Source organism: Streptomyces sp. CB02923, from assembly GCF_001905005.1.
Taxonomy (GTDB): domain Bacteria; phylum Actinomycetota; class Actinomycetes; order Streptomycetales; family Streptomycetaceae; genus Streptomyces.
The window spans coordinates 239,061-258,120 of the sequence record NZ_LWKZ01000012.1; the positions used below are offsets into that span (position 1 = coordinate 239,061).

11 protein-coding genes are annotated in these 19,060 nt (G+C 69.4%); 7 read left to right on the forward strand and 4 right to left on the reverse strand.

The window, feature by feature from the left end; genetic code table 11:
- Both A6A06_RS12745 and A6A06_RS12750 read left to right on the forward strand, forming a co-directional pair.
- Window positions 1–3,500 (forward strand): ABC transporter ATP-binding protein (locus tag A6A06_RS12745; RefSeq protein ID WP_242440710.1); only part of this gene is annotated, 3,500 nt, incomplete at its 5' end.
- Between the two features lie 184 nt (window positions 3,501–3,684).
- Window positions 3,685–5,109 carry a S28 family serine protease gene (locus A6A06_RS12750; protein WP_073761327.1) on the forward strand — a complete coding sequence of 475 codons (1,425 nt, stop codon included), beginning with the start codon at window positions 3,685–3,687 and terminating at the stop codon, window positions 5,107–5,109.
- A 123-nt stretch (window positions 5,110–5,232) separates the two neighbouring features.
- Here A6A06_RS12750 and A6A06_RS12755 read toward each other — a convergent pair whose 3' ends face one another.
- From A6A06_RS12755 to A6A06_RS12775, 4 genes are all read right to left on the reverse strand, one after another.
- A complete protein-coding gene (locus A6A06_RS12755; RefSeq protein WP_073761328.1) occupies window positions 5,233–5,862 on the reverse strand; it encodes a hypothetical protein in 630 nt (209 codons plus the stop codon).
- Window positions 5,863–6,124: 262 nt separating this feature from the next.
- On the reverse strand, window positions 6,125–7,954 hold the full coding sequence (locus tag A6A06_RS12760; protein WP_073761329.1) for a glycoside hydrolase family 3 protein: 1,830 nt from the start codon (window positions 7,952–7,954) through the stop codon (window positions 6,125–6,127).
- Window positions 7,955–8,650: 696 nt separating this feature from the next.
- On the reverse strand, window positions 8,651–9,460 hold the full coding sequence (locus A6A06_RS12765; RefSeq protein WP_073761330.1) for a sugar phosphate isomerase/epimerase family protein: 810 nt from the start codon (window positions 9,458–9,460) through the stop codon (window positions 8,651–8,653).
- Window positions 9,461–10,183: 723 nt separating this feature from the next.
- Window positions 10,184–11,437 carry a LacI family DNA-binding transcriptional regulator gene (locus A6A06_RS12775; protein ID WP_073761332.1) on the reverse strand — a complete coding sequence of 418 codons (1,254 nt, stop codon included), beginning with the start codon at window positions 11,435–11,437 and terminating at the stop codon, window positions 10,184–10,186.
- 222 nt (window positions 11,438–11,659) lie between these two features.
- On the opposite strand from A6A06_RS12775, the gene A6A06_RS12780 reads away from it, so the two are divergent.
- From A6A06_RS12780 to A6A06_RS12800, 5 genes are all read left to right on the forward strand, one after another.
- On the forward strand, window positions 11,660–12,811 hold the full coding sequence (locus tag A6A06_RS12780; RefSeq protein WP_073761333.1) for a Gfo/Idh/MocA family protein: 1,152 nt from the start codon (window positions 11,660–11,662) through the stop codon (window positions 12,809–12,811).
- The gene (locus A6A06_RS12785; protein ID WP_079193982.1) at window positions 12,808–14,025 is read left to right on the forward strand and encodes a dihydrodipicolinate synthase family protein; all 1,218 of its coding nucleotides are present in this window, start codon (window positions 12,808–12,810) and stop codon (window positions 14,023–14,025) included. Before A6A06_RS12780 ends, A6A06_RS12785 begins: the two co-directional genes overlap by 4 nt.
- 44 nt (window positions 14,026–14,069) lie before the next feature.
- Complete coding sequence (locus A6A06_RS12790) at window positions 14,070–14,945, forward strand: sugar phosphate isomerase/epimerase family protein (RefSeq protein WP_073761334.1); 876 nt, start codon at window positions 14,070–14,072, stop codon at window positions 14,943–14,945.
- Between the two features lie 323 nt (window positions 14,946–15,268).
- Window positions 15,269–17,536: an SF1B family DNA helicase RecD2 gene (recD2, locus tag A6A06_RS12795; protein ID WP_073761335.1), complete on the forward strand. Its 2,268-nt coding sequence runs from the start codon at window positions 15,269–15,271 to the stop codon at window positions 17,534–17,536.
- A 115-nt stretch (window positions 17,537–17,651) separates the two neighbouring features.
- Window positions 17,652–18,941: a citrate synthase gene (locus A6A06_RS12800; RefSeq protein WP_073761336.1), complete on the forward strand. Its 1,290-nt coding sequence runs from the start codon at window positions 17,652–17,654 to the stop codon at window positions 18,939–18,941.
- Window positions 18,942–19,060: the final 119 nt, after the last annotated feature.

Here is a 19,060-nt window from a genome sequence, read left to right on the forward strand (position 1 = left end):
TCTCGCTCGTCGTGATGGTGGTGCTCTCCCCTCTGCTCACCGTCGTCGCGCTCGCCGTCGCCCCCGCCCTGTGGTTCATCGCCCAGCGCAGCCGCAACCGCCTCTACCCCGCCACCTGGTACGCGCAGGGGCAGGCCGCCGCCGTCGCGGGTGTCGTCGACGGCGCGGTTTCCGGCGTCCGTGTCGTCAAGGGCTTCGGGCAGGAGGAGCAGGAGACCGGCAAGCTGCGCACGGCGGGCCGCCGTCTCTTCGCCGGCCGGCTCCGTACCGTACGGCTCAACGCCCGCTACACCCCTGCCCTCCAGGCGGTGCCCTCCCTCGGGCAGGTCGCCATGCTGGCGCTCGGCGGCTGGCTGGCCACCAACGGGCAGATCACCCTCGGTACCTTCGTCGCCTTCTCCACCTACCTCGCCCAGCTCGTCGCGCCCGTGCGGATGCTCGCGATGATGCTGACCGTCGGGCAGCAGGCACGCGCCGGCGTCGAGCGGGTCTTCGAGCTCGTCGACACCGAGCCGTTCATCGAGGAGCGCCGGGAGGCGCACGAACTGCCCGCCGACGCGCCCGCCACCGTCGAGTTCGAGAACGTCTCCTTCGGATACGGAAACGGCCGGCCCGTCCTGGAGGACTTCTCGCTGCGCATCGAGCCCGGCGAGACCGTCGCCGTCGTCGGTACGTCCGGCAGCGGCAAGTCCACCGTCTCGCTGCTGCTGCCGCGTTTCTACGACGTGGGCGCGGGCCGGGTCCTGGTCGGCGGCCACGACGTACGCGACCTGAGCCTCGAATCGCTGCGCGCGGCCATCGGCCTCGTCCCGGAGAACAGCTTTCTGTTCTCCGACTCCCTGCGCGACAACATCGCCTACGGGACCCCGGACGCCAGCGACGAGCAGATACGTATCGCCGCGCGTGCCGCACAGGCCGACGGCTTCATATCCGCCCTGCCGGACGGCTACGGCACCGAGGTCGGCGAGCAGGGCCTGACCCTGTCCGGCGGCCAGCGCCAGCGGGTCGCGCTGGCGCGCGCGATCCTCACCGATCCGCGGCTGCTGGTCCTGGACGACGCGACCTCGGCCGTCGACGCCCGCGTCGAACACGAGATACACGAGGCGCTGCGCGGAGTGATGGCGGGCCGTACGACGCTGCTGATCGCCCACCGCGCCTCCACCCTCGCCCTCGCCGACCGCGTCGCCGTCCTGGACGGCGGCCGACTGGTCGACATCGGTACGCGCGAGGAACTGGAGAGCCGCTGCGAGCTGTACCGCCGCCTGCTGACCGACCCGGAGGAACTGGGCGGGGCCGAACACGATCCGGCGGACGTGGAACGCGATCCGGCGGGCGCGCGATGCGAGCCGACGGACATACAACGCGATCCGGCAGGCGTACAACGCGACCCGGCAGGCGCGGCTCCCGACGGCACCACGCCCGACGGAACCACGCCCGACCGCCGCGTCGGCGGCATCACCCCCGGCCTGTGGGTCCGCACCGGCAAGGAAACGGACAGCGGACCCGACGCCCTCGGAGCGTCCGCCGCCGCACCCGGTATGCCCACCACCCCGGAGCTCCTCGCCCAGGTCGCCGCCCTCCCGCCCGCGACCGACACACCCGACATCGACGAGGAACGGGCCGTCCGCCCGGAGAAGTCCTACGGTCTGCGCCGACTGCTGCGCGGGTTCGGGGGCCCGCTGGCCGTCGCGCTCGCGCTGGTCGCCGTGGACGCCGTGGCCGGTCTGCTGCTTCCCGTCCTCATCCGGCACGGCATCGACGACGGCGTACGGCGCGCGCAACTGGCGGGTGTCTGGACGGCAGCCGGTCTGGCCCTGTTCGTCGTCATCGCGCAGTGGGCGGCTCAGATCGGCTCGAACCGCATGACGGGCCGTACCGGTGAACGCGTCCTGTACTCGCTGCGCGTCAAGATTTTCGCGCAGCTCCAGCGCCTCGGCCTCGACTACTACGAGCGCGAGCTGACCGGCAAGATCATGACGCGGATGACGACGGACGTGGACGCCCTGTCCACGTTCCTGCAGACCGGCCTGGTCACCGCCGTCGTCTCCGTGCTGACCTTCTTCGGCATCCTCGTCGCGCTCCTGGTCATCGACGTCCAGCTGGCCCTGGTCGTCTTCGCCACCCTCCCGCCGCTGATCATCGGTACGTACTTCTTCCGCAAGCAGAGCGTGAAGGCGTACGAACTCGCCCGCGAACGCATCAGCGTCGTCAACGGCGACCTCCAGGAGAGCGTCGCCGGACTGCGCATCGTGCAGGCCTTCCGCCGCGAGCGCAGCGGCGCCGACCGGTTCGCGGAACGCAGCCACGCCTACCGCGCGGCCCGCGTCCGCGGACAGTTCCTGATCTCGGTCTACTTCCCGTTCGTCCAGCTGCTGTCCTCCGTCGCAGCGGCGCTCATCCTGATCGTCGGCGCCGGCCGGGTGAGCGAGGGCACCCTCACGGCGGGCGCGCTGGTCGCCTACCTGCTCTACATCGACCTCTTCTTCGCCCCCGTACAGCAGCTCTCGCAGGTCTTCGACGGCTACCAGCAGGCCGCCGTCTCGCTCGGCCGCATCCAGGAACTGCTGCGCGAACCGACCACCACGCCGCAGGCCGCGAATCCGCGACCGGTGCGCGAGCTGGCGGGCGAGATCACTTTCGAGGACGTGCACTTCCGGTACGGCGGCGCCGAAGGCGCGGATTCCGGCTCCGGATCCGGCTCCAGCTCCAGCTCCAGCTCTGGCTCCGGAGCTGGCTCTGGCTCCGGAGCTGGTGGCGGTGGCACAGGCGCAGGCGGCTCGCACGGCTCCCGCAGCTCCGACGTCACGGCGCTCTCCGGAATCGACCTGACCATCCCCGCCGGGCAGACCGTCGCCTTCGTCGGCGAGACCGGAGCGGGCAAGTCCACCCTGGTCAAACTGGTGGCGCGCTTCTACGACCCGACCGCGGGCGCCGTCCGCGTCGACGGTACGGACCTGCGCGAACTGGACCTCACCGGCTACCGGCACCGCCTCGGCGTCGTACCGCAGGAGTCCTACCTGTTCGCCGGTACGGTCCGGGACGCCATCGCGTACGGCCGGCCGGACGCCACCGACGCCGAGGTGGAGGCCGCGGCCCGCGCGGTCGGCGCGCACGACATGATCGCCGGACTCGACGGCGGCTACTTCCACGAGGTCGCCGAACGCGGCCGCAACCTCTCCGCCGGCCAGCGCCAGCTGCTCGCGCTCGCCCGCGCCGAGCTTGTCGATCCCGACATCCTGTTGCTCGACGAGGCCACCGCCGCCCTCGACCTGGCCACCGAGTCCGCCGTCAACGAGGCCACGGACCGGCTGGCCGGACGGCGTACGACGCTCGTCGTCGCGCACCGCCTGACCACCGCCGCCCGCGCCGACCGGGTCGTGGTCCTCGCCCACGGCCGGGTCGCCGAGGACGGGACCCACGCCCAACTCCTGGCCAGCGGCGGCCGCTATGCCGAACTGTGGCGCACGTTCACAGGCGAGGAGGAGCCGGTGGCGGCCTGAAGAAGCACCGCGACATCCCGGCCGCAAAGCGCCGGCGGACCGGTGGTCCGGTGGCCGGTCGACCGGCGATTCGCCTTCGTAACGATCGGCCACCGGCCCCCTTATGAGGAAAAAGGGGGCTGGTGGGTCCGTTGCCGCGCCGATAGGTTCACCCCGACCTTTGCTATCCCAAGGGGAGGGTGCAATGCGCAAGGCCATCAGATGCCTGCTGTCTCTCGCGGTGCTCATAGGCACGGCGAGTGCGGGCACGGCGTCGGCGACGGCGGCCACCACCGCCAAGCCGAAGGCGACCGACATCAAGGACCGGATCCTGGCGATCCCGGGAATGAGTCTCATCCAGGAGAAGCCGGTCGACGGCTACCGCTTCTTCGTCCTGAACTACACCCAGCCGATCGATCACCAGCACCCCTCCAAGGGGAGCTTCCAGCAGCGGCTGACCCTGCTGCACAAGTCCGTCGACCGGCCCACGGTCTTCTTCACCTCCGGCTACAACGTCAGCACGGACGTGCGGCGCAGCGAGCCGACGCAGATCATCGACGGCAACCAGGTGTCGATGGAGTATCGGTACTTCAACCCGTCGCGGCCGCAGCCCGCCGACTGGAAGAAGCTCACCATCCGGCAGGCGGCCACTGACCAGCACCGCATCTTCAAGGCGCTGCACCGGATCTACGACCAGAACTGGATATCCACCGGCGGCAGCAAGGGCGGCATGACCGCCACGTACTACCGCCGTTTCTTCCCGGACGACATGGACGGCACGGTCGCCTACGTCGCCCCGAACGACGTGAACAACAAGGAGGACTCGGCGTACGACCGGTTCTTCCGCACCGTCGGCACCGCGCAGTGCCGCGCCGACCTCGCGACGCTGGAGCGCGAGGCGCTGCTGCGCCGCGGCGAGATAGTCAAGCGCTACACGGAGTGGGCGCAGACGAACAAGAAGACCTTCAAGGTCGTCGGCAACATCGACAAGGCGTACGAGGTTCTCGTCACCGACCTGGTGTTCGGCTTCTGGCAGTACCAGCCGGCCGCCACCGCCTGCGCCGAGGTGCCCAAGAAGACCGCCACCACGGACGAACTGTGGAAGTGGATCGACAAGGTCGGCGGCTTCGACAGCTACACCGACCAGGGTCTTGAGACCAACATGCCGTACTACTACCAGGCGGGCACCCAGCTCGGTGAGCCCGGCTACAAGTACGACCACCTCAAGGACCTGCTGCGCTACCCGGGCATCAACAACTCCCGGACCTTCGTGCCGCGTGACATCCCCATGAACTTCTTCGACAAGCACGCGATGCGCGACGTGGACCGATGGGTCCGCCACGACGCCGAGCGCATGATGTTCGTGAACGGCGAGTGGGACCCGTGGAGCGCCGAGCCGTTCCGCCTGGGCTCCGGCTCCGAGGACTCGTACGTCTACAAGGTCCCGGGCGGCAACCACGGCTCGAACATCGCCAAGCTGCGCGAGGCCGACCGCAAGAAGGCGACCGCGGCGCTGCTCGAGTGGGCGGATGTCGACGCGCCGCAGAACGCCAAGTTCGCGCCGCTCGCTCCGTACGACAAGAAGCTGGACAAGCGCGACGACTCGCAGATGCAGATGTTGCGTCCGTGAAACGCACGGCGGCTGACGTGCAGCGGCTACGGCGGCTGACGCACAGCGGTTACGGCGGCTGACGTACGGCGGCTGATGGGCCGGCCCGCGGGGCCCCGTTCGTTCGTCCCCGGGCCGTACGCATCACAGGCGGCGGGCGCACCCGACCGGTGCCCCGCCGCCCAGCTGTACGTACAGGTCCGTGTCGGCCGGGCAGGCGGCGCGAGAGCGCGCCGCCGCCGTCACCTTGAACCGCGGGGCCTGAGCCCCCGTACCGTCGCAGGCGGTCTCCTTCACCTCGCCCTGTCGCAGCGGGCGGACGCAGTCCCCGACGATGGTGCGCGGTCCGCCGCCCCCGCCCGGGTCGCCGGGATGCGGTGCTTCCAGATTGCGCATACAGGCGTAGCCCTGCGGCACCGAGCCGTCACCGTTCTCGTCGGAGTCCGGACGGTGTTCGCTGATGTGCAGGACGAAGTCCGTACGCTCCGGACAGAGCGGCCCCAGCGCCTGCGGACCGTCGTATCGCGACAGCACCAGGGCCGCGGCTTTCTCGCTGCGGCACGACACTTGGTGGAAGACGGTGCGGCCGCGGGTGCTGCACGTACCGCGGGCGAGAAAAGTGGCCACCACGGACGGGGACGCGGTCGCCGCACCCTCGTTCCCGTCCGGGGCCGGGCCGCTGTTCTCGCGCTGGCAGGCGGACAGCGCCACGATCAGCAGAGCCGCCACCACGCAGCTCGACGTGCCGCCACCGTGTCCCATGACCCCGCGCATCGCGGCCCCCCTGCGTCCCCCCCCCGGTGCGTGCACCCCAGCGTGACCCGCCCATTCAGGCGCACGCCAGGCGCAACGGACGCATTGCGCACGAGGTACGGGGCGCGCAGTACGCCCTGCTGCGGGGCCGGGGGGACGAAGAGCCGTACGGGCCCAGGAACTGGGCCCGCAAGCTACGCCCGCGAGCTACGCCCACGAACCGGGCCCTCGGGCTACGTCCACGAGCTACGCACGCAAGCTGCGTACGCATCGGCCGGTCGGCTCAGTACGAGAGACCGTGTCCGACCGGGTGGAGCACGGTCCCCGGCGCGTCGGCGCGCATCACCGGAACCGGCAGTTTCCCTTCTGGATCGCGCCGGCCGGCGATCACCCGGGCCGCGGCCCGCAGTTCCACGTCCGTCCACGAATAGGTGGCCAGTGCCGCGCGTACGCCCGTCAACTGCGCGATGTCGTACGGGTTGCGCACGGCCACCTGCACGACCGGTTTGCCGGTGTCCAGCAGTGCCTCGATCAGCGAACGCTGCGACGAGGCAGCCGTGACGTTGTACGTCGCCACGACAGCCGCGTCCTGTTCGCGCAGCGCCGCGACCGCCCGGTCGATCTGCTCGCGGGTGGGCGCCGTGCCGGTGGGGAGCGCGGTTGCCGTGAAACCCAGCTGATTGAAGGTTTCTGCGAGCACCTTGGTGGGCGGGCCCCCGGTCCCGGACGGCGACGCCGGGTCGGCACCGGCCACCAGCAGACGCGGTTGCGCGCGCCGGGACAGCGGCAGCAGTCCGCCGTCGTTGACGAGCAGCGTGGTGGTACGGTCCGCGATCCGGTCCGCCGTGGCGAGGTGCCGCCGCGTGCCGACGGAACGTTCCACCGCGCGGTGCGTCGTGTACGGATCGTCGAACAGCCCCCGCCGTTCCTTGAGCAGCAGAATGCGGATCAGCTTCTCGTCGATGGCGCGCTCGCTCAGTTCTCCCGTCCGTACCGCATTGAGCACGCTCGCGAAGGCAACGGCGATGTCGGGCGGATTGAGCAACTGATCGACACCCGCCTTGAGCGCGAGCACCGGCACCCGGGCGTCACCGTACTTCGTCCGTACGCCCTGCATACCGAGTGAGTCGGTGACCACCACGCCGTCGTAACCGAGGCGTTCGCGCAGAATGCCGGTGAGGATCGGGTGAGATAGCGTGGCCGGGTCCTCGCTCGCGTCGAAGGCGGGCACGACGATGTGCGCCGTCATGATCGAATCGATGCCTGCCTCGATGGCGGCACGGAACGGCGGAGCGTCCAGCCGTTCCCACTCCTCGGCGGTGTGGCGGATGTAGGGCAGGCCGATGTGGCTGTCGGTGTCGGTGTCGCCGTGCCCCGGGAAGTGCTTGGCCGTCGCCGCCACCCCGGCGCCCTCGTACCCCCGCACCTGGGCGGTGACCAGCCGCGCCACCGCTTTCGGGTCGGAACCGAAGGACCGTACGCCGATCACCGGATTCGCGGCGTTGACGTTCACGTCGGCCACCGGCGCGTAATCCTGTCGGATCCCCATCGCGTACAGTTCCTCGCCCGCGATCCGGCCGGCCGTACGGGCGTCCTCGCGCGAGCGGCCGGCGCCCAGCGCCATCGCGCCCGGGAAGAGCGTGGCGGGCGCGCCGATCCGTGCCACTATGCCGTGCTCCTGGTCGGTGGAGATCAACAGTGGTACGGGGACGCGCAGGGCGGCCGCGGCGCGCTGGATGCCGTTGGAGAGGTCGGCGATCTGATGGGGCTCACGGGTGTTGTGCGCCCAGCCGAAGTAGATGATGCCGCCGAGGTGGTACTTGGCGACCAGTTCCGCGGCGTTGGAGACGCCCATCTCCTTGCGGTTGGCCTCGGCGTCAGCAGGGTCCGGCGCGGTCGCGGAGTGTCCGTAGACCCGCATCACGAACAACTGCCCGACTTTTTCCTCCAGGTTCATCCGGGAGATGAGCCGGAACGCGCGGGCGCGGGCGCCGGTATCTGCGGCCCTGGCGGCACGCGGGCCGGAAGCAGCGGCGTGAACGGCGCCGCCGCCCGTACCCATGGCACAGGCGGCGGCCGCGGCGGTGGTCAGGACGGTACGTCTGGAGTGCATCTGCGCTCCTTCCGGAGGGCTTCCTCGCCGGATGCTGCCCCGGCGGTCTGAAGGAAACTTCCAAGAATTCACGAGTAGTCGGAAAAGTATTGCCGGTCAATCCTCGACGGCTCTGCCAGTCGGGGGACAGGGCGGCGCCGAGCGGAACAGCCGCGCACAGAGAAAAGGGAGAAGCGGGTGTGGGCACTGGGTGCGGTGGCCGGGCGCGGGCATGCCGGGGCCGGTGATCCGCCACCGGCGCGTTTGGAGGGGGGTGCACCGGTGGCGGGTGCTGCCGGCCGCAGGCGGCGGAGAGGGTGGTCAGCAACGCAGCCAGCAGCGAGGCCGACACCGCTCTGCGGGGTCACACAGCACACCGATTTGACGGTCGGCGGCCCGAGTGGGTTCCCCGGTTCGGCGTGAATACGGGAAATGGTGCAGATGTGGGGGGATGTGCTCTAGGTGCGGCCACGGACGATACGACAGCGTCTCCGAAGCCGCCCGTACCGCACTGGCCCGACGTGCGTCGGGGTTACTTGAGTACGCCGGGTTCCCCTGAATACGCCGGGTTCCCCTGAGTACGTCGGTGTTCCCTTCTTACGTCGGCTTCCCCTACGCATACGTATCTCGGCGGGCCTCATGCGGACGAGCGGCGCTCCCGCAACCAGAATGCGACAACCGGAGCGGGTACTTCCACGCCTCTTGGCTTCGCGCCCCTCACACAGCGGCCGACGCCACCAGCTGTTCCAGGTGCTCGCGCCCCGCGCTCAGCAGCCCGGGAAGGTCGGCGGCGCGTGGATACCAGCGCTTCTCGTACTCCCAGCACAACCAGCCGTCCCACTGCTTGCGGGCGAGCACACCGATGCAGTCGGCCAGGGGGACCGTACCGGCGCCGAGCGGCAGGGGAGTGGTGTCCTCGGCCGAGGCGACGTCCTTGACCTGCACGAAGCCGAGATACGGCGCGAGCGCGGCGAACGCGTCGGCCGGCGCCTCGCCATCCAGCCACGGGTGGAGAACGTCCCAAAGCGCGCCGATGTGCCGGTGCCCTACGGGACCCAGTACCCGCGCCCCGTCGGCCCCGCGGGGGTGCGAGTCGTGCGTCTCCAGGAGAACGCGGACGTCCCGCTCCGCGGCGAACGGCGCGACGGCGGCCAGATGCCGGGCCGCATCCGCGTCGGCCTCATCGGCGGGCCGGTCACCACCGCCGGGGAACACCCGGACGAACTTCGCTCCCAGGTCCGAAGCGAGCACGACCAGCTCGGTCAACTCCGCCGCCAGTTCCTCCTCCCCGCGTTCGTCACGGGCCGCGGCCACCCGCGCGTAACCGGATACCGCCAGGATCTCCACCCCGGCGTCAACGAATTGCTGACGGACATCGGCGCGTTCACGCAACCCGATGCGCGGATGTACCTGTTCCTCAGGATGGGCCCGCAGCTCCACCCCGCCGAATCCGGCGCCGGCCGCCAGCTGCACGACCTCGCCCACCGGCATCCCGGGCACTCCGAGTGTCGAGAACGCATATCGCATATCGCTCATGAGAACCATGTGAACACAGATCAGAGCGGCAAACGCCAGTCCCGTCCGACGAGGCCCCGACCGAAACTGTGGTGCGGCTTCTCGGCGATCAGCGCGAAGCCGACGCAAGCGGACACGAGTGCTCGGTCGCCCCCGTGTCCGCGCGCTTCCGGCTCCACGTGCGGTCCCAGCGAGGGGCGTAGCACGCGGCGTACTCGGCGGCGATACGGGTCACCAGCGCTCCGTAACCGAGGCCGAAGTCGCATGCCCGCGCGTACAAATCGGCGTTGCGCTGCACCATTCCGAGATCATCGGGGTGGGTTCGGGGGCGCGCAGCCGCTGCCCTGGCTCCGGCCGTTCCGGCGTGGCGCCGGGCAGCTGGCGTACGGGCGCATCGATTCCGCGAGCCGCGCCCGGTCCGTGCGAGGAGGGCGCTTGAGGAGCGTCACCGCCGTGTTGCACGAACGTTCCTTCAGAAGGCCCGAGATCGCGCGGTCGTCGTCGGTGAGCGTGACGGCGCTGCCGCCGCCCGTCCTGCCCGGAGGGGCCGCAGGTGATCAGCCCGTTCTTCTCGAATGTGGTCAGCTGCCTGCTGAGGTAGCCCGCGTCCAGGGAGAGCGACGTATGCAGATCGGCGGCGTCCACACCTGCGGATCTCCTGGAAACTTCTTTCTTGTCCTGTCATGACCTCATGGCGTTCCGCGCCTACCGTTGACTCGGTCGAGGCTGACTGGGTCAAGAGTGTGGTGCGGAGGTCGATCCGCGCACCATCAATTCGGCGGGGATCATGGCGACGTCCCCTGGCGGTGGTGCCTCGCGGCCCATCGCCAGCCGTCCGGCCCGGGCACCGGCTTCCTGGAGCGGCAGCCGTACGGTGGTGAGCGCCGGGGCGGCGTCCACGCTGAACGGAAGATCATCGAAGCCCGCAACGGAGACGTCGCCGGGTATTTGCAGACCGCGGTCACGCAGGGCGGCGCACACGCCGAGGGCGGCGGTGTCGTTGGCCGCGATCACGGCCGTCAAGGAAGCGTCCCGACGTAGTAGTTCCCGAGCGGCGTCGTAGCCGGCGGTGCGGTCGTAAGCGCCATGGACGGTGCGGTGGGCCGGGTCGGGAATGCCGTGTACGGCGAGTCCGGCGCGGTGGCCCTCCAGTCGGTGACGCGTGGTGGTACGCCCGGCCGGTCCCGCGATGTACCCGATGTTCCGGTGGCCGAGTGAGACCAGATGCTCCGTCAGTCGCCGCGCGCCGCCGCGGTTGTCGAAGGCGAGGGCGACGGGGGAGACGGCGCCAGGTGAGGGGGAGGCGGGGGAGAGGGCGGCGGGGGCGCGCGGAGTGGCGTGCCGGGAGGAGAAGAAACGTTCTACGGAGGTACGCGTCTGAGGAATCGGCCCCGTCTTCAGCGCGCCGGCTTCCGGCGGTACGGGCGGACGGCCGCACAGCACCACCCGGGTACCGGCAGCGGCCAGCCGCGACAGTGCCGCATTCACCGCCGTCGCGTGACCGGTGTCCTCCACCGCACCGCCGGTCAGAACGACTGCGGCTGCACGCTGACGTTGAAGCAGCGTGAGGTAGGTGAGTTCGCGCTCCGGAGAGCCGCCGGTGTTGCACACGACAGCCAATTTCTCGCCGGGCGGCACGAGTCCGTATGCACTGCCGGGGGTGCGGCGCGTATCGCCGTCACCCGTTCGGGTGCCCGCGACTCCGGTCGGCCGCCTGCCCACGCCACCGCTCACCTCAGCCTGCACGGCCGAGGCGATGATCCCGAAGAACGGGTCGGCGATGTCGTTGACGAGAATGCCCACCAGGTCGGAGGTGGCTGCGGCCAGCGCGCTGGCCGGGCCGTTGACCACGTACTCCAGGTCCGCCACGGCGCGCAACACACGGGCGCGGGTGTTCTCGGCGACCGGATAGTTGCCGTTCAGCACGCGTGAGACGGTCGCCGTCGAAACTCGCGCCCGCGCCGCAACATCCGCCAGCTTTACTGCCATCGGCCGCCCCGCCCCCTGTCGTGCCTCTTGTCCTTGCCTTGTGCCGCAGGCTAGCTTCTCCCGCGATGGAAAGCGCTTACTACGCGATTCCGGTCCGCGCTCACCATCGGCTCGACCGCCGTCGTCATGAACCGTCAACCGCTGTCTACCGCTTGCTGTGCGCGCCTGCGCCGCATCGCGCCCGCTGCGCGAGCCGAGTTCTCCAGAAGGAAGGGCCGGACCGTGACACGAAAAACCGTACGCATCGCCATGAACGGCGTGACCGGGCGCATGGGCTACCGCCAGCACCTGGTGCGCTCCATCCTCGCGCTGCAGGAACAAGGCGGCCTGGACCTCGGTGACGGCACGGTGATCTGGCCCGAACCGATTCTCGTGGGCCGCGCCGGACACAAACTGCGGGCGCTGGCCGAGCGCCACGGCCTGGAGCACTGGAGCACCGACCTGGACACGGTGCTCGCGGACGACAGCGTCGATATCTACTTCGACGCCCAGGTCACCGCCGCGCGCGAGGAATCAGTGAAGAAAGCGATTGCTGCCGGGAAGCACCTGTACTGCGAGAAGCCCACTGCCACCGGTCTCGACGGCGCGCTGGAACTGGCCCGGCTGGCCGACGAAGCCGGCGTCAAACACGGCGTCGTACAGGACAAGATTTTCCTTCCCGGCCTGCTCAAGCTGCGTCGCCTGGTCGAAGGAGGATTCTTCGGGCGCATCCTGTCCGTACGAGGCGAGTTCGGCTACTGGGTGTTTGAGGGCGACTGGCAGCAGGCTCAGCGACCGTCCTGGAACTATCGCGCCGAAGACGGCGGCGGCATCGCGGCCGACATGTTTCCCCACTGGGAGTACGTCCTGCACGAACTCTTCGGGCGCGTACGAACCGTACAGGCGCAGGTCACCACCCACGTACCGCGCCGCTGGGACGAGAACGGCAAGCAGTACGAGGCCACCGCGGACGACGCCGCGTACGGGATCTTCCAGCTGGACGACGGCATCGTCGCGCAGATCAATTCCTCCTGGGCTGTGCGGGTTCACCGCGACGAACTCGTCGAGTTCCAGGTGGACGGCACGGAAGGCTCCGCTGTCGCGGGATTGCGCAAGTGCCGTGTACAGCACCGTGCCGCGACACCGAAACCGGTCTGGAATCCGGACGTCCCAGCAACCGAGCCGTTCCGCGACCAGTGGCAGGAGGTCCCGGAGAACGCGGATTTCGACAACGGCTTCAAGACGCAGTGGGAACTGTTCCTGCGCCATGTCGTGCGAGACGAGCCCTGGCGCTGGGACCTGACAGCGGGCGCGCGCGGCGTTCAGCTCGCCGAACTGGGGCTGAAGTCGTCGGCGGAGGGCCGCCGCCTGGACGTACCGGAGCTGGGGCGATGAGCGGTGAGGGGAGCGGGACGGGCGGTACACCGCCGTACGGAAACGGGCGCGTCGCCGGGCCCGGGATCGCTGCCGGCGCTCAAGCCGGACTTGGCCCTGAATCCCCTCCGCTGTCCAGCGGGCGCGCAAGCCCTGCCGCCCCACCCGCCTCCCGTACCGTCTTCGCCGCAGCCCACGTGGTCGCCGACCCCTTCGCCGACGCGTCCCCCGATGGCCACGCCGCCATCGACTGGGACGCCACTCTGGCCTTCCGCCACCATCTGTGGTCGCACGGCCTGGGCGTGGCCGAAGCCATGGACACCGCGCAGCGCGGCATGGGCCTCGACTGGTCTTCTGCGGCCGAGCTGATTCGCCGCTCCGCCGCAGAAGCATCGGCGGTGGACGGGCGCATCGCCTGCGGCGTCGGTACGGACCAACTGGACGCGCCGACTGCGAAACTGGCCGACATCCGGGCCGCCTATGAGGAGCAGCTGTCGCTCGTGGAGCGTGCAGGTGCCCAAGCCATCGTCATGGCATCCCGGCAGCTCGCCGCGACATCCGCGGGGCCGGAAGCGTACGTGGAAATCTACGGACACCTGCTGAGCCAGGTCGCCGAGCCGGTGATCCTCCACTGGCTCGGCCCGATGTTCGACCCGGCTCTGGAGGGTTACTGGGGCGGTACGGAGCTGGACACCGCTACCGAGACGTTTCTGCAGATCATCGCCGAGCACCCCGACAAGGTGGACGGCGTGAAGGTGTCGCTGCTGGACGCCGACCGCGAGGTTCAGCTGCGCCGATGCCTCCCGGCCGGCGTGCGGTGCTACACGGGCGACGACTTCCACTACCCCGAGCTGATTGCTGGCGACGCTTACGGCTTCAGCGACGCTCTGCTGGGCATTTTCGATCCGCTTGCCCCGCTGGCGGCCGACGCCGTACGCCTCCTGGACAGTGGCGACACTGCCGGTTTTCGCAAGCTGCTCGACCCGACCGTCGCGCTCTCTCGCCATCTCTTCCAGACGCCGACGCGTTACTACAAGACCGGCGTGGTCCTGCTCGCCTGGCTCGCGGGGCATCAATCGCACTTCACGATGGTCGGCGGCCTCCAGTCGGCGCGCTCACTGCCCCATCTGGAGCGGGCATACGAACTGGCGGGTCGTCTCGGCCTGTTCCCGGACCCGGACCTGGCGGCCTTCCGCATGCGCCAGCTCGTCTCGGTGTACGGAGGTGCGGCATGAGCAGCACTCCTCCGAGCGGCATGAACAGCACTCCTCCGACTGGCATGAGCAGCGCTCCTCCGCCCCGGCCGGAAGAACCGGACGCCCTGTTCGCCCGCTTCAGTCTCAACCAGCAGACGATCAAGCAATGGTCCTTGCCCGAACTCGTCGACGGTTGCGCGAAGGCGGGAGTGTGTGGCGTCGGCCTCTGGCGCGCCCCCGTGCAGGAATACGGAGCGGCTGCTGCGGCGCGGCTCGTACGGGACGCGGGGCTGACCGTCACCAGCCTCTGCCGCGGGGGTTTCTTCACCGCACTCGACCCCAAGGAGCGGGCGGACGCTCTGGCGGACAACCGCGCCGCCATCGAAGAAGCCGCCACCCTCGGCACCGAAACTCTCGTGCTGGTCTCAGGCGGGCTGCCGCCGGGCAGGCGAGATCTGCACGGCGCGCGGGAGCGGGTCGCCGACGCTCTGTCCGAACTGGCGCCGTACGCCGCTGATGTGGGGGTGCGCCTCGCGATCGAACCGCTCCACCCCATGTATGCAGCAGACCGGTGTGTCGTCTCCACCCTCGCCCAGGCCCTCGCGCTCGCCGAGCGGTTTCCGGCCGAGCAGGTGGGCGTGGTCGTGGACACCTATCACCTGTGGTGGGACGACACGATCGGCTCGCAGATCGTCCGTGCGGGCGCCGGAGGCCGTATCGCGGCCTTCCAGCTCGCCGACTGGGTGACACCGCTGCCCGCCGGTGTGCTGCTCGGGCGGGGCCAACTCGGCGACGGCGCGGTGGATCTGCGATGGTTCCGCGAGCAGGTCGACGCCACCGGCTACCGGGGGCCCGTCGAAGTCGAGATCTTCAACCCGGCGCTGTGGGAGCGGCCAGGGGCGGAGGTATTGGCCGAGGTCGTGGCGCGGTTCACCACTCAGGTCATGCACACCAGGTAACGATGAGATAACTCACCGGATCCGTGCAACCGTTCCCTGGCCGGGTGGGTCGTACTTGTCGTCAGGCTCCCGAGGGGAGAGGGAACCGGGGGGATCCGAGGGGGGATCAGGGGGCCGCACGGAGGGGGAAGCGAGGGGTCCGGTCGTCAGACCGGGCCCCTCGAAGCGTCTGCGGCGCAGTCTGCCGAACCGGCGTCGCAGGGCCCGCTGCGAGAGATACGGAAGCTGTCGGAAACCGGTCGCCGGACCGCGTCACGGAGCCTCTCGACCGAGTTATCCACAGGCCCGAACGCGATGTCGGACCCTGGCGGTACCGTCGGTTCATGTTCATTCCAGCCGTGGTCGAAGGGGTCCTGGAGCGGATCACCTACGCCAATGAGGAGACCGGTTACACGGTCGCACGTGTGGACACGGGCGGCTCCGGCGATCTCCTCACTGTCGTCGGGTCGCTGCTGGGCGCGCAGCCGGGGGAATCACTGCGGCTGGAAGGCCGTTGGGGCTCCCATCCGCAGTACGGACGGCAGTTCACCGTCGAGAACTACACCACCGTCCTGCCCGCCACGATCCAGGGCATACGGCGCTACCTCGGTTCCGGCCTCATCAAGGGCATCGGCCCGGTCATGGCCGACCGCATCACCGAACACTTCGGTCTGGACACCCTCGACATCATCGAGAAGGAACCGAAGCGCCTCGTCGAGGTCCCCGGACTCGGCCCGAAGCGCACGAAGCTGATCGGTGACGCCTGGGAAGAGCAGAAGGCCATCAAGGAAGTAATGATCTTCCTTCAGGGGGTGGGCGTCTCCACCTCCATCGCGGTGCGCATCTACAAGAAGTACGGCGATTCCTCGATCTCCGTGGTCAAGAACCAGCCCTACCGTCTCGCCGCCGACGTCTGGGGTATCGGCTTCCTGACCGCCGACCGCATCGCGCAGGCCGTCGGCATCCCGCACGACAGTCCGGACCGGGTCAAAGCGGGCCTGCAGTACGCCCTCTCGCAGTCCGCCGATCAGGGGCACTGCTACCTCCCGGAGGAAGACCTGATCGCCGCGTCGGTCAAGTTGCTCCAGGTCGACACGGGCCTGGTCATCGACTGTCTGGGCGAGCTGGCGTCGGATCCGGAAGGCGTGATCCGCGAGACCGTGCCGTCTCCGGAGGGCGGGGCCCCCATCACTGCCATCTACCTGATCCCTTTCCACCGGGCCGAGCTCTCGCTCGCGTCCCAGTTGCTGCGGTTGCTGCGGACGCACGACGACCGGATGCCGGCGTTCCGCACCGTCGCGTGGGACAAGGCGCTGACCTGGCTGGCCAAGCGGACGGGGGCCACGCTGGCGCCCGAGCAGGAGGCCGCGGTACGGCTGGCGCTCACCGAGAAGGTCGCGGTGCTGACCGGCGGGCCGGGGTGCGGAAAGTCCTTCACGGTCCGTTCGGTCGTGGAGCTGGCCCGTGCCAAGAAGGCCAAGGTGGTGCTCGCGGCCCCCACCGGCCGGGCCGCCAAGCGGCTCTCGGAGCTCACCGGAGCCGAAGCGTCCACGGTGCACCGTCTGCTGGAGCTCAAACCGGGCGGGGACGCCGCGTACGACAAGGACCGGCCGCTCGACGCCGATCTGGTGGTGGTCGACGAGGCGTCCATGCTCGACCTGCTGCTCGCCAACAAGTTGATCAAGGCGGTACCGCCGGGAGCCCACCTCCTCCTCGTGGGCGACGTGGATCAGCTTCCCTCGGTGGGCGCGGGCGAGGTGCTGCGCGACCTGCTCGCCGAGAACTGCCCGGTCCCGGCCGTACGGCTGACCCGGATCTTCCGACAGGCCCAGCACTCCGGCGTGGTCACCAACGCCCACCGCATCAATGAGGGCGTACTGCCGATCATTGAGGGGATGACCGATTTCTACCTCTTCGCCGAGGAGGACTCCGAGGAGGCCGGACGGGTCACGGTCGACGTGGTCGCGCGCCGCATCCCCGCGAAATTCGGCCTGGACCCGCGGCGGGACATCCAGGTGCTCACCCCCATGCACCGCGGCCCGGCCGGCGCCGGCACGCTGAACGGCCTCCTTCAGCAGGCCCTCACCCCGGCGCGGCCCGAAAAGCCGGAGCGGCGCTCCGGAGGCCGGGTGTTCCGGGTCGGCGACAAGGTGACGCAGATCCGCAACAACTACGAGAAGGGACACAGCGGCGTCTTCAACGGCACGGTCGGCGTCGTCACCAAGATCAACCAGGACGAGCAGTGGCTGACGGTGCTCACGGACGAGGACGAGGAGATCTCGTACGATTTCGACGAGCTGGACGAGCTGGCACACGCCTACGCGGTGACCATCCACCGTTCCCAGGGCAGTGAGTATCCGGCGGTGGTGATTCCGGTCACCACCGGCGCGTGGATGATGTTGCAGAGAAACCTGCTCTACACGGCCGTCACGCGGGCAAAAGGACTGGTGGTACTGGTCGGCTCGCGCAAGGCTTTGGGACAGGCCGTACGCACCGTATCCGCCGGTCGGCGGTGGACCGCGCTACGGCACCGACTCGCCGGTGCGGTGCGTGGTCACCTCTTCCCCAATCGGGGCGAAGGGGAGCAGGATGGGCACCTGGAGCGGCACTGAGTGCCGCCCACAGGCCCTATGGCCGACCCCGAGTGCACGGCCAAGGTCCAAATGGGGGAAGGTATAGGCAGTCAGGGCACCTCGAAGAAGAGGCACAACGTCGGTGAGGGATGACGTGAGCGACAACTCTGTAGTACTGCGTTACGGGGACGGCGAATACAGCTACCCGGTCGTCGACAGCACCGTCGGCGACAAGGGCTTCGACATCTCGAAGCTGCGCGCCCAGACCGGTCTGGTGACCCTGGATTCCGGTTACGGCAACACCGCCGCGTACAAATCCGCGATCACCTATCTGGACGGTGAGAACGGGGTTCTTCGGTACCGCGGCTACCCGATCGAGCAGCTCGCAGAGCGCAGCACGTTCGTCGAGACCGCGTACCTGCTGATCAACGGTGAGCTGCCCACCGTCGACCAGCTGGCGACCTTCAAGCAGGACATCACCTATCACACCCTGCTGCACGAGGACGTCAAGCGGTTCTTCGACGGCTTCCCGCGGGACGCCCACCCGATGGCGATGCTGTCCTCGGTGGTCAGCGCGCTGTCGACGTTCTACCAGGACAGCCACAACCCGTTCGACGAGCGGCAGCGCCACATCTCGACGATCCGGCTGCTCGCCAAGCTGCCGACGATCGCTGCGTACGCGTACAAGAAGTCGGTCGGCCACCCGGTGGTCTACCCGCGCAACGACCTCGGCTACGTCGAGAACTTCCTGCGCATGACCTTCTCGGTGCCCGCCGCCGAGTACGACCTCGACCCGGTCGTGGTCAGCGCTCTGGACAAGCTGCTCATCCTGCACGCGGACCACGAGCAGAACTGTTCGACCTCCACCGTGCGTCTGGTCGGCTCCTCGCAGGCGAACCTGTTCGCCTCGATCTCGGCCGGCATCAACGCGCTGTGGGGCCCGCTGCACGGCGGCGCCAACCAGTCGGTGCTGGAGATGCTGGAGGGCATCCAGCGCGACGGCGGTGACGTCGACGCCTTCATCCGCAAGGTGAAGAACAAGGAAGACGGCGTGAAGCTCATGGGCTTCGGGCACCGCGTCTACAAGAACTTCGACCCCCGGGCGAAGATCATCAAGGCGGCGGCGCACGACGTCCTCTCGGCGCTCGGCAAGTCCGACGAGCTGCTGGACATCGCGCTCAAGCTGGAGGAGCACGCGCTCTCCGACGACTACTTCGTCGAGCGCAAGCTCTACCCGAACGTGGACTTCTACACCGGTCTGATCTACCGGGCCATGGGCTTCCCGACCGAGATGTTCACCGTGCTCTTCGCGCTCGGCCGGCTGCCCGGCTGGATCGCCCAGTGGCACGAGATGATCAAGGAGCCGGGTTCCCGTATCGGCCGCCCGCGCCAGATCTACACCGGGGTCGTCGAGCGCGACTTCGTTCCGGTCGAGGAGCGCTGAGCGCCTCCGGACTCCGGGACAGCTGCTGACCGGCCGGCCGCCCGCGTGGCGGCCCGGGCCGGTCCGTCCAGCAGAAAGCGCCCCGCCTCCAGATCCCCCCACGGGTCCGGAGCGCGGGG

Bases quoted from the DNA above. Each gene is read 5' to 3' on its own strand.
- A6A06_RS12750 (WP_073761327.1), top strand. From the start codon at position 3,685: ATGCGCAAGGCCATCAGATGCCTGCTGTCTCTCGCGGTGCTCATAGGC.
- A6A06_RS12755 (WP_073761328.1), bottom strand. From the start codon at position 5,862: ATGCGCGGGGTCATGGGACACGGTGGCGGCACGTCGAGCTGCGTGGTG.
- A6A06_RS12760 (WP_073761329.1), bottom strand. From the start codon at position 7,954: ATGCACTCCAGACGTACCGTCCTGACCACCGCCGCGGCCGCCGCCTGT.
- A6A06_RS12765 (WP_073761330.1), bottom strand. From the start codon at position 9,460: ATGCGATATGCGTTCTCGACACTCGGAGTGCCCGGGATGCCGGTGGGC.
- A6A06_RS12775 (WP_073761332.1), bottom strand. From the start codon at position 11,437: ATGGCAGTAAAGCTGGCGGATGTTGCGGCGCGGGCGCGAGTTTCGACG.
- A6A06_RS12785 (WP_079193982.1), top strand. From the start codon at position 12,808: ATGAGCGGTGAGGGGAGCGGGACGGGCGGTACACCGCCGTACGGAAAC.
- A6A06_RS12790 (WP_073761334.1), top strand. From the start codon at position 14,070: ATGAGCAGCGCTCCTCCGCCCCGGCCGGAAGAACCGGACGCCCTGTTC.
- recD2 (WP_073761335.1), top strand. From the start codon at position 15,269: ATGTTCATTCCAGCCGTGGTCGAAGGGGTCCTGGAGCGGATCACCTAC.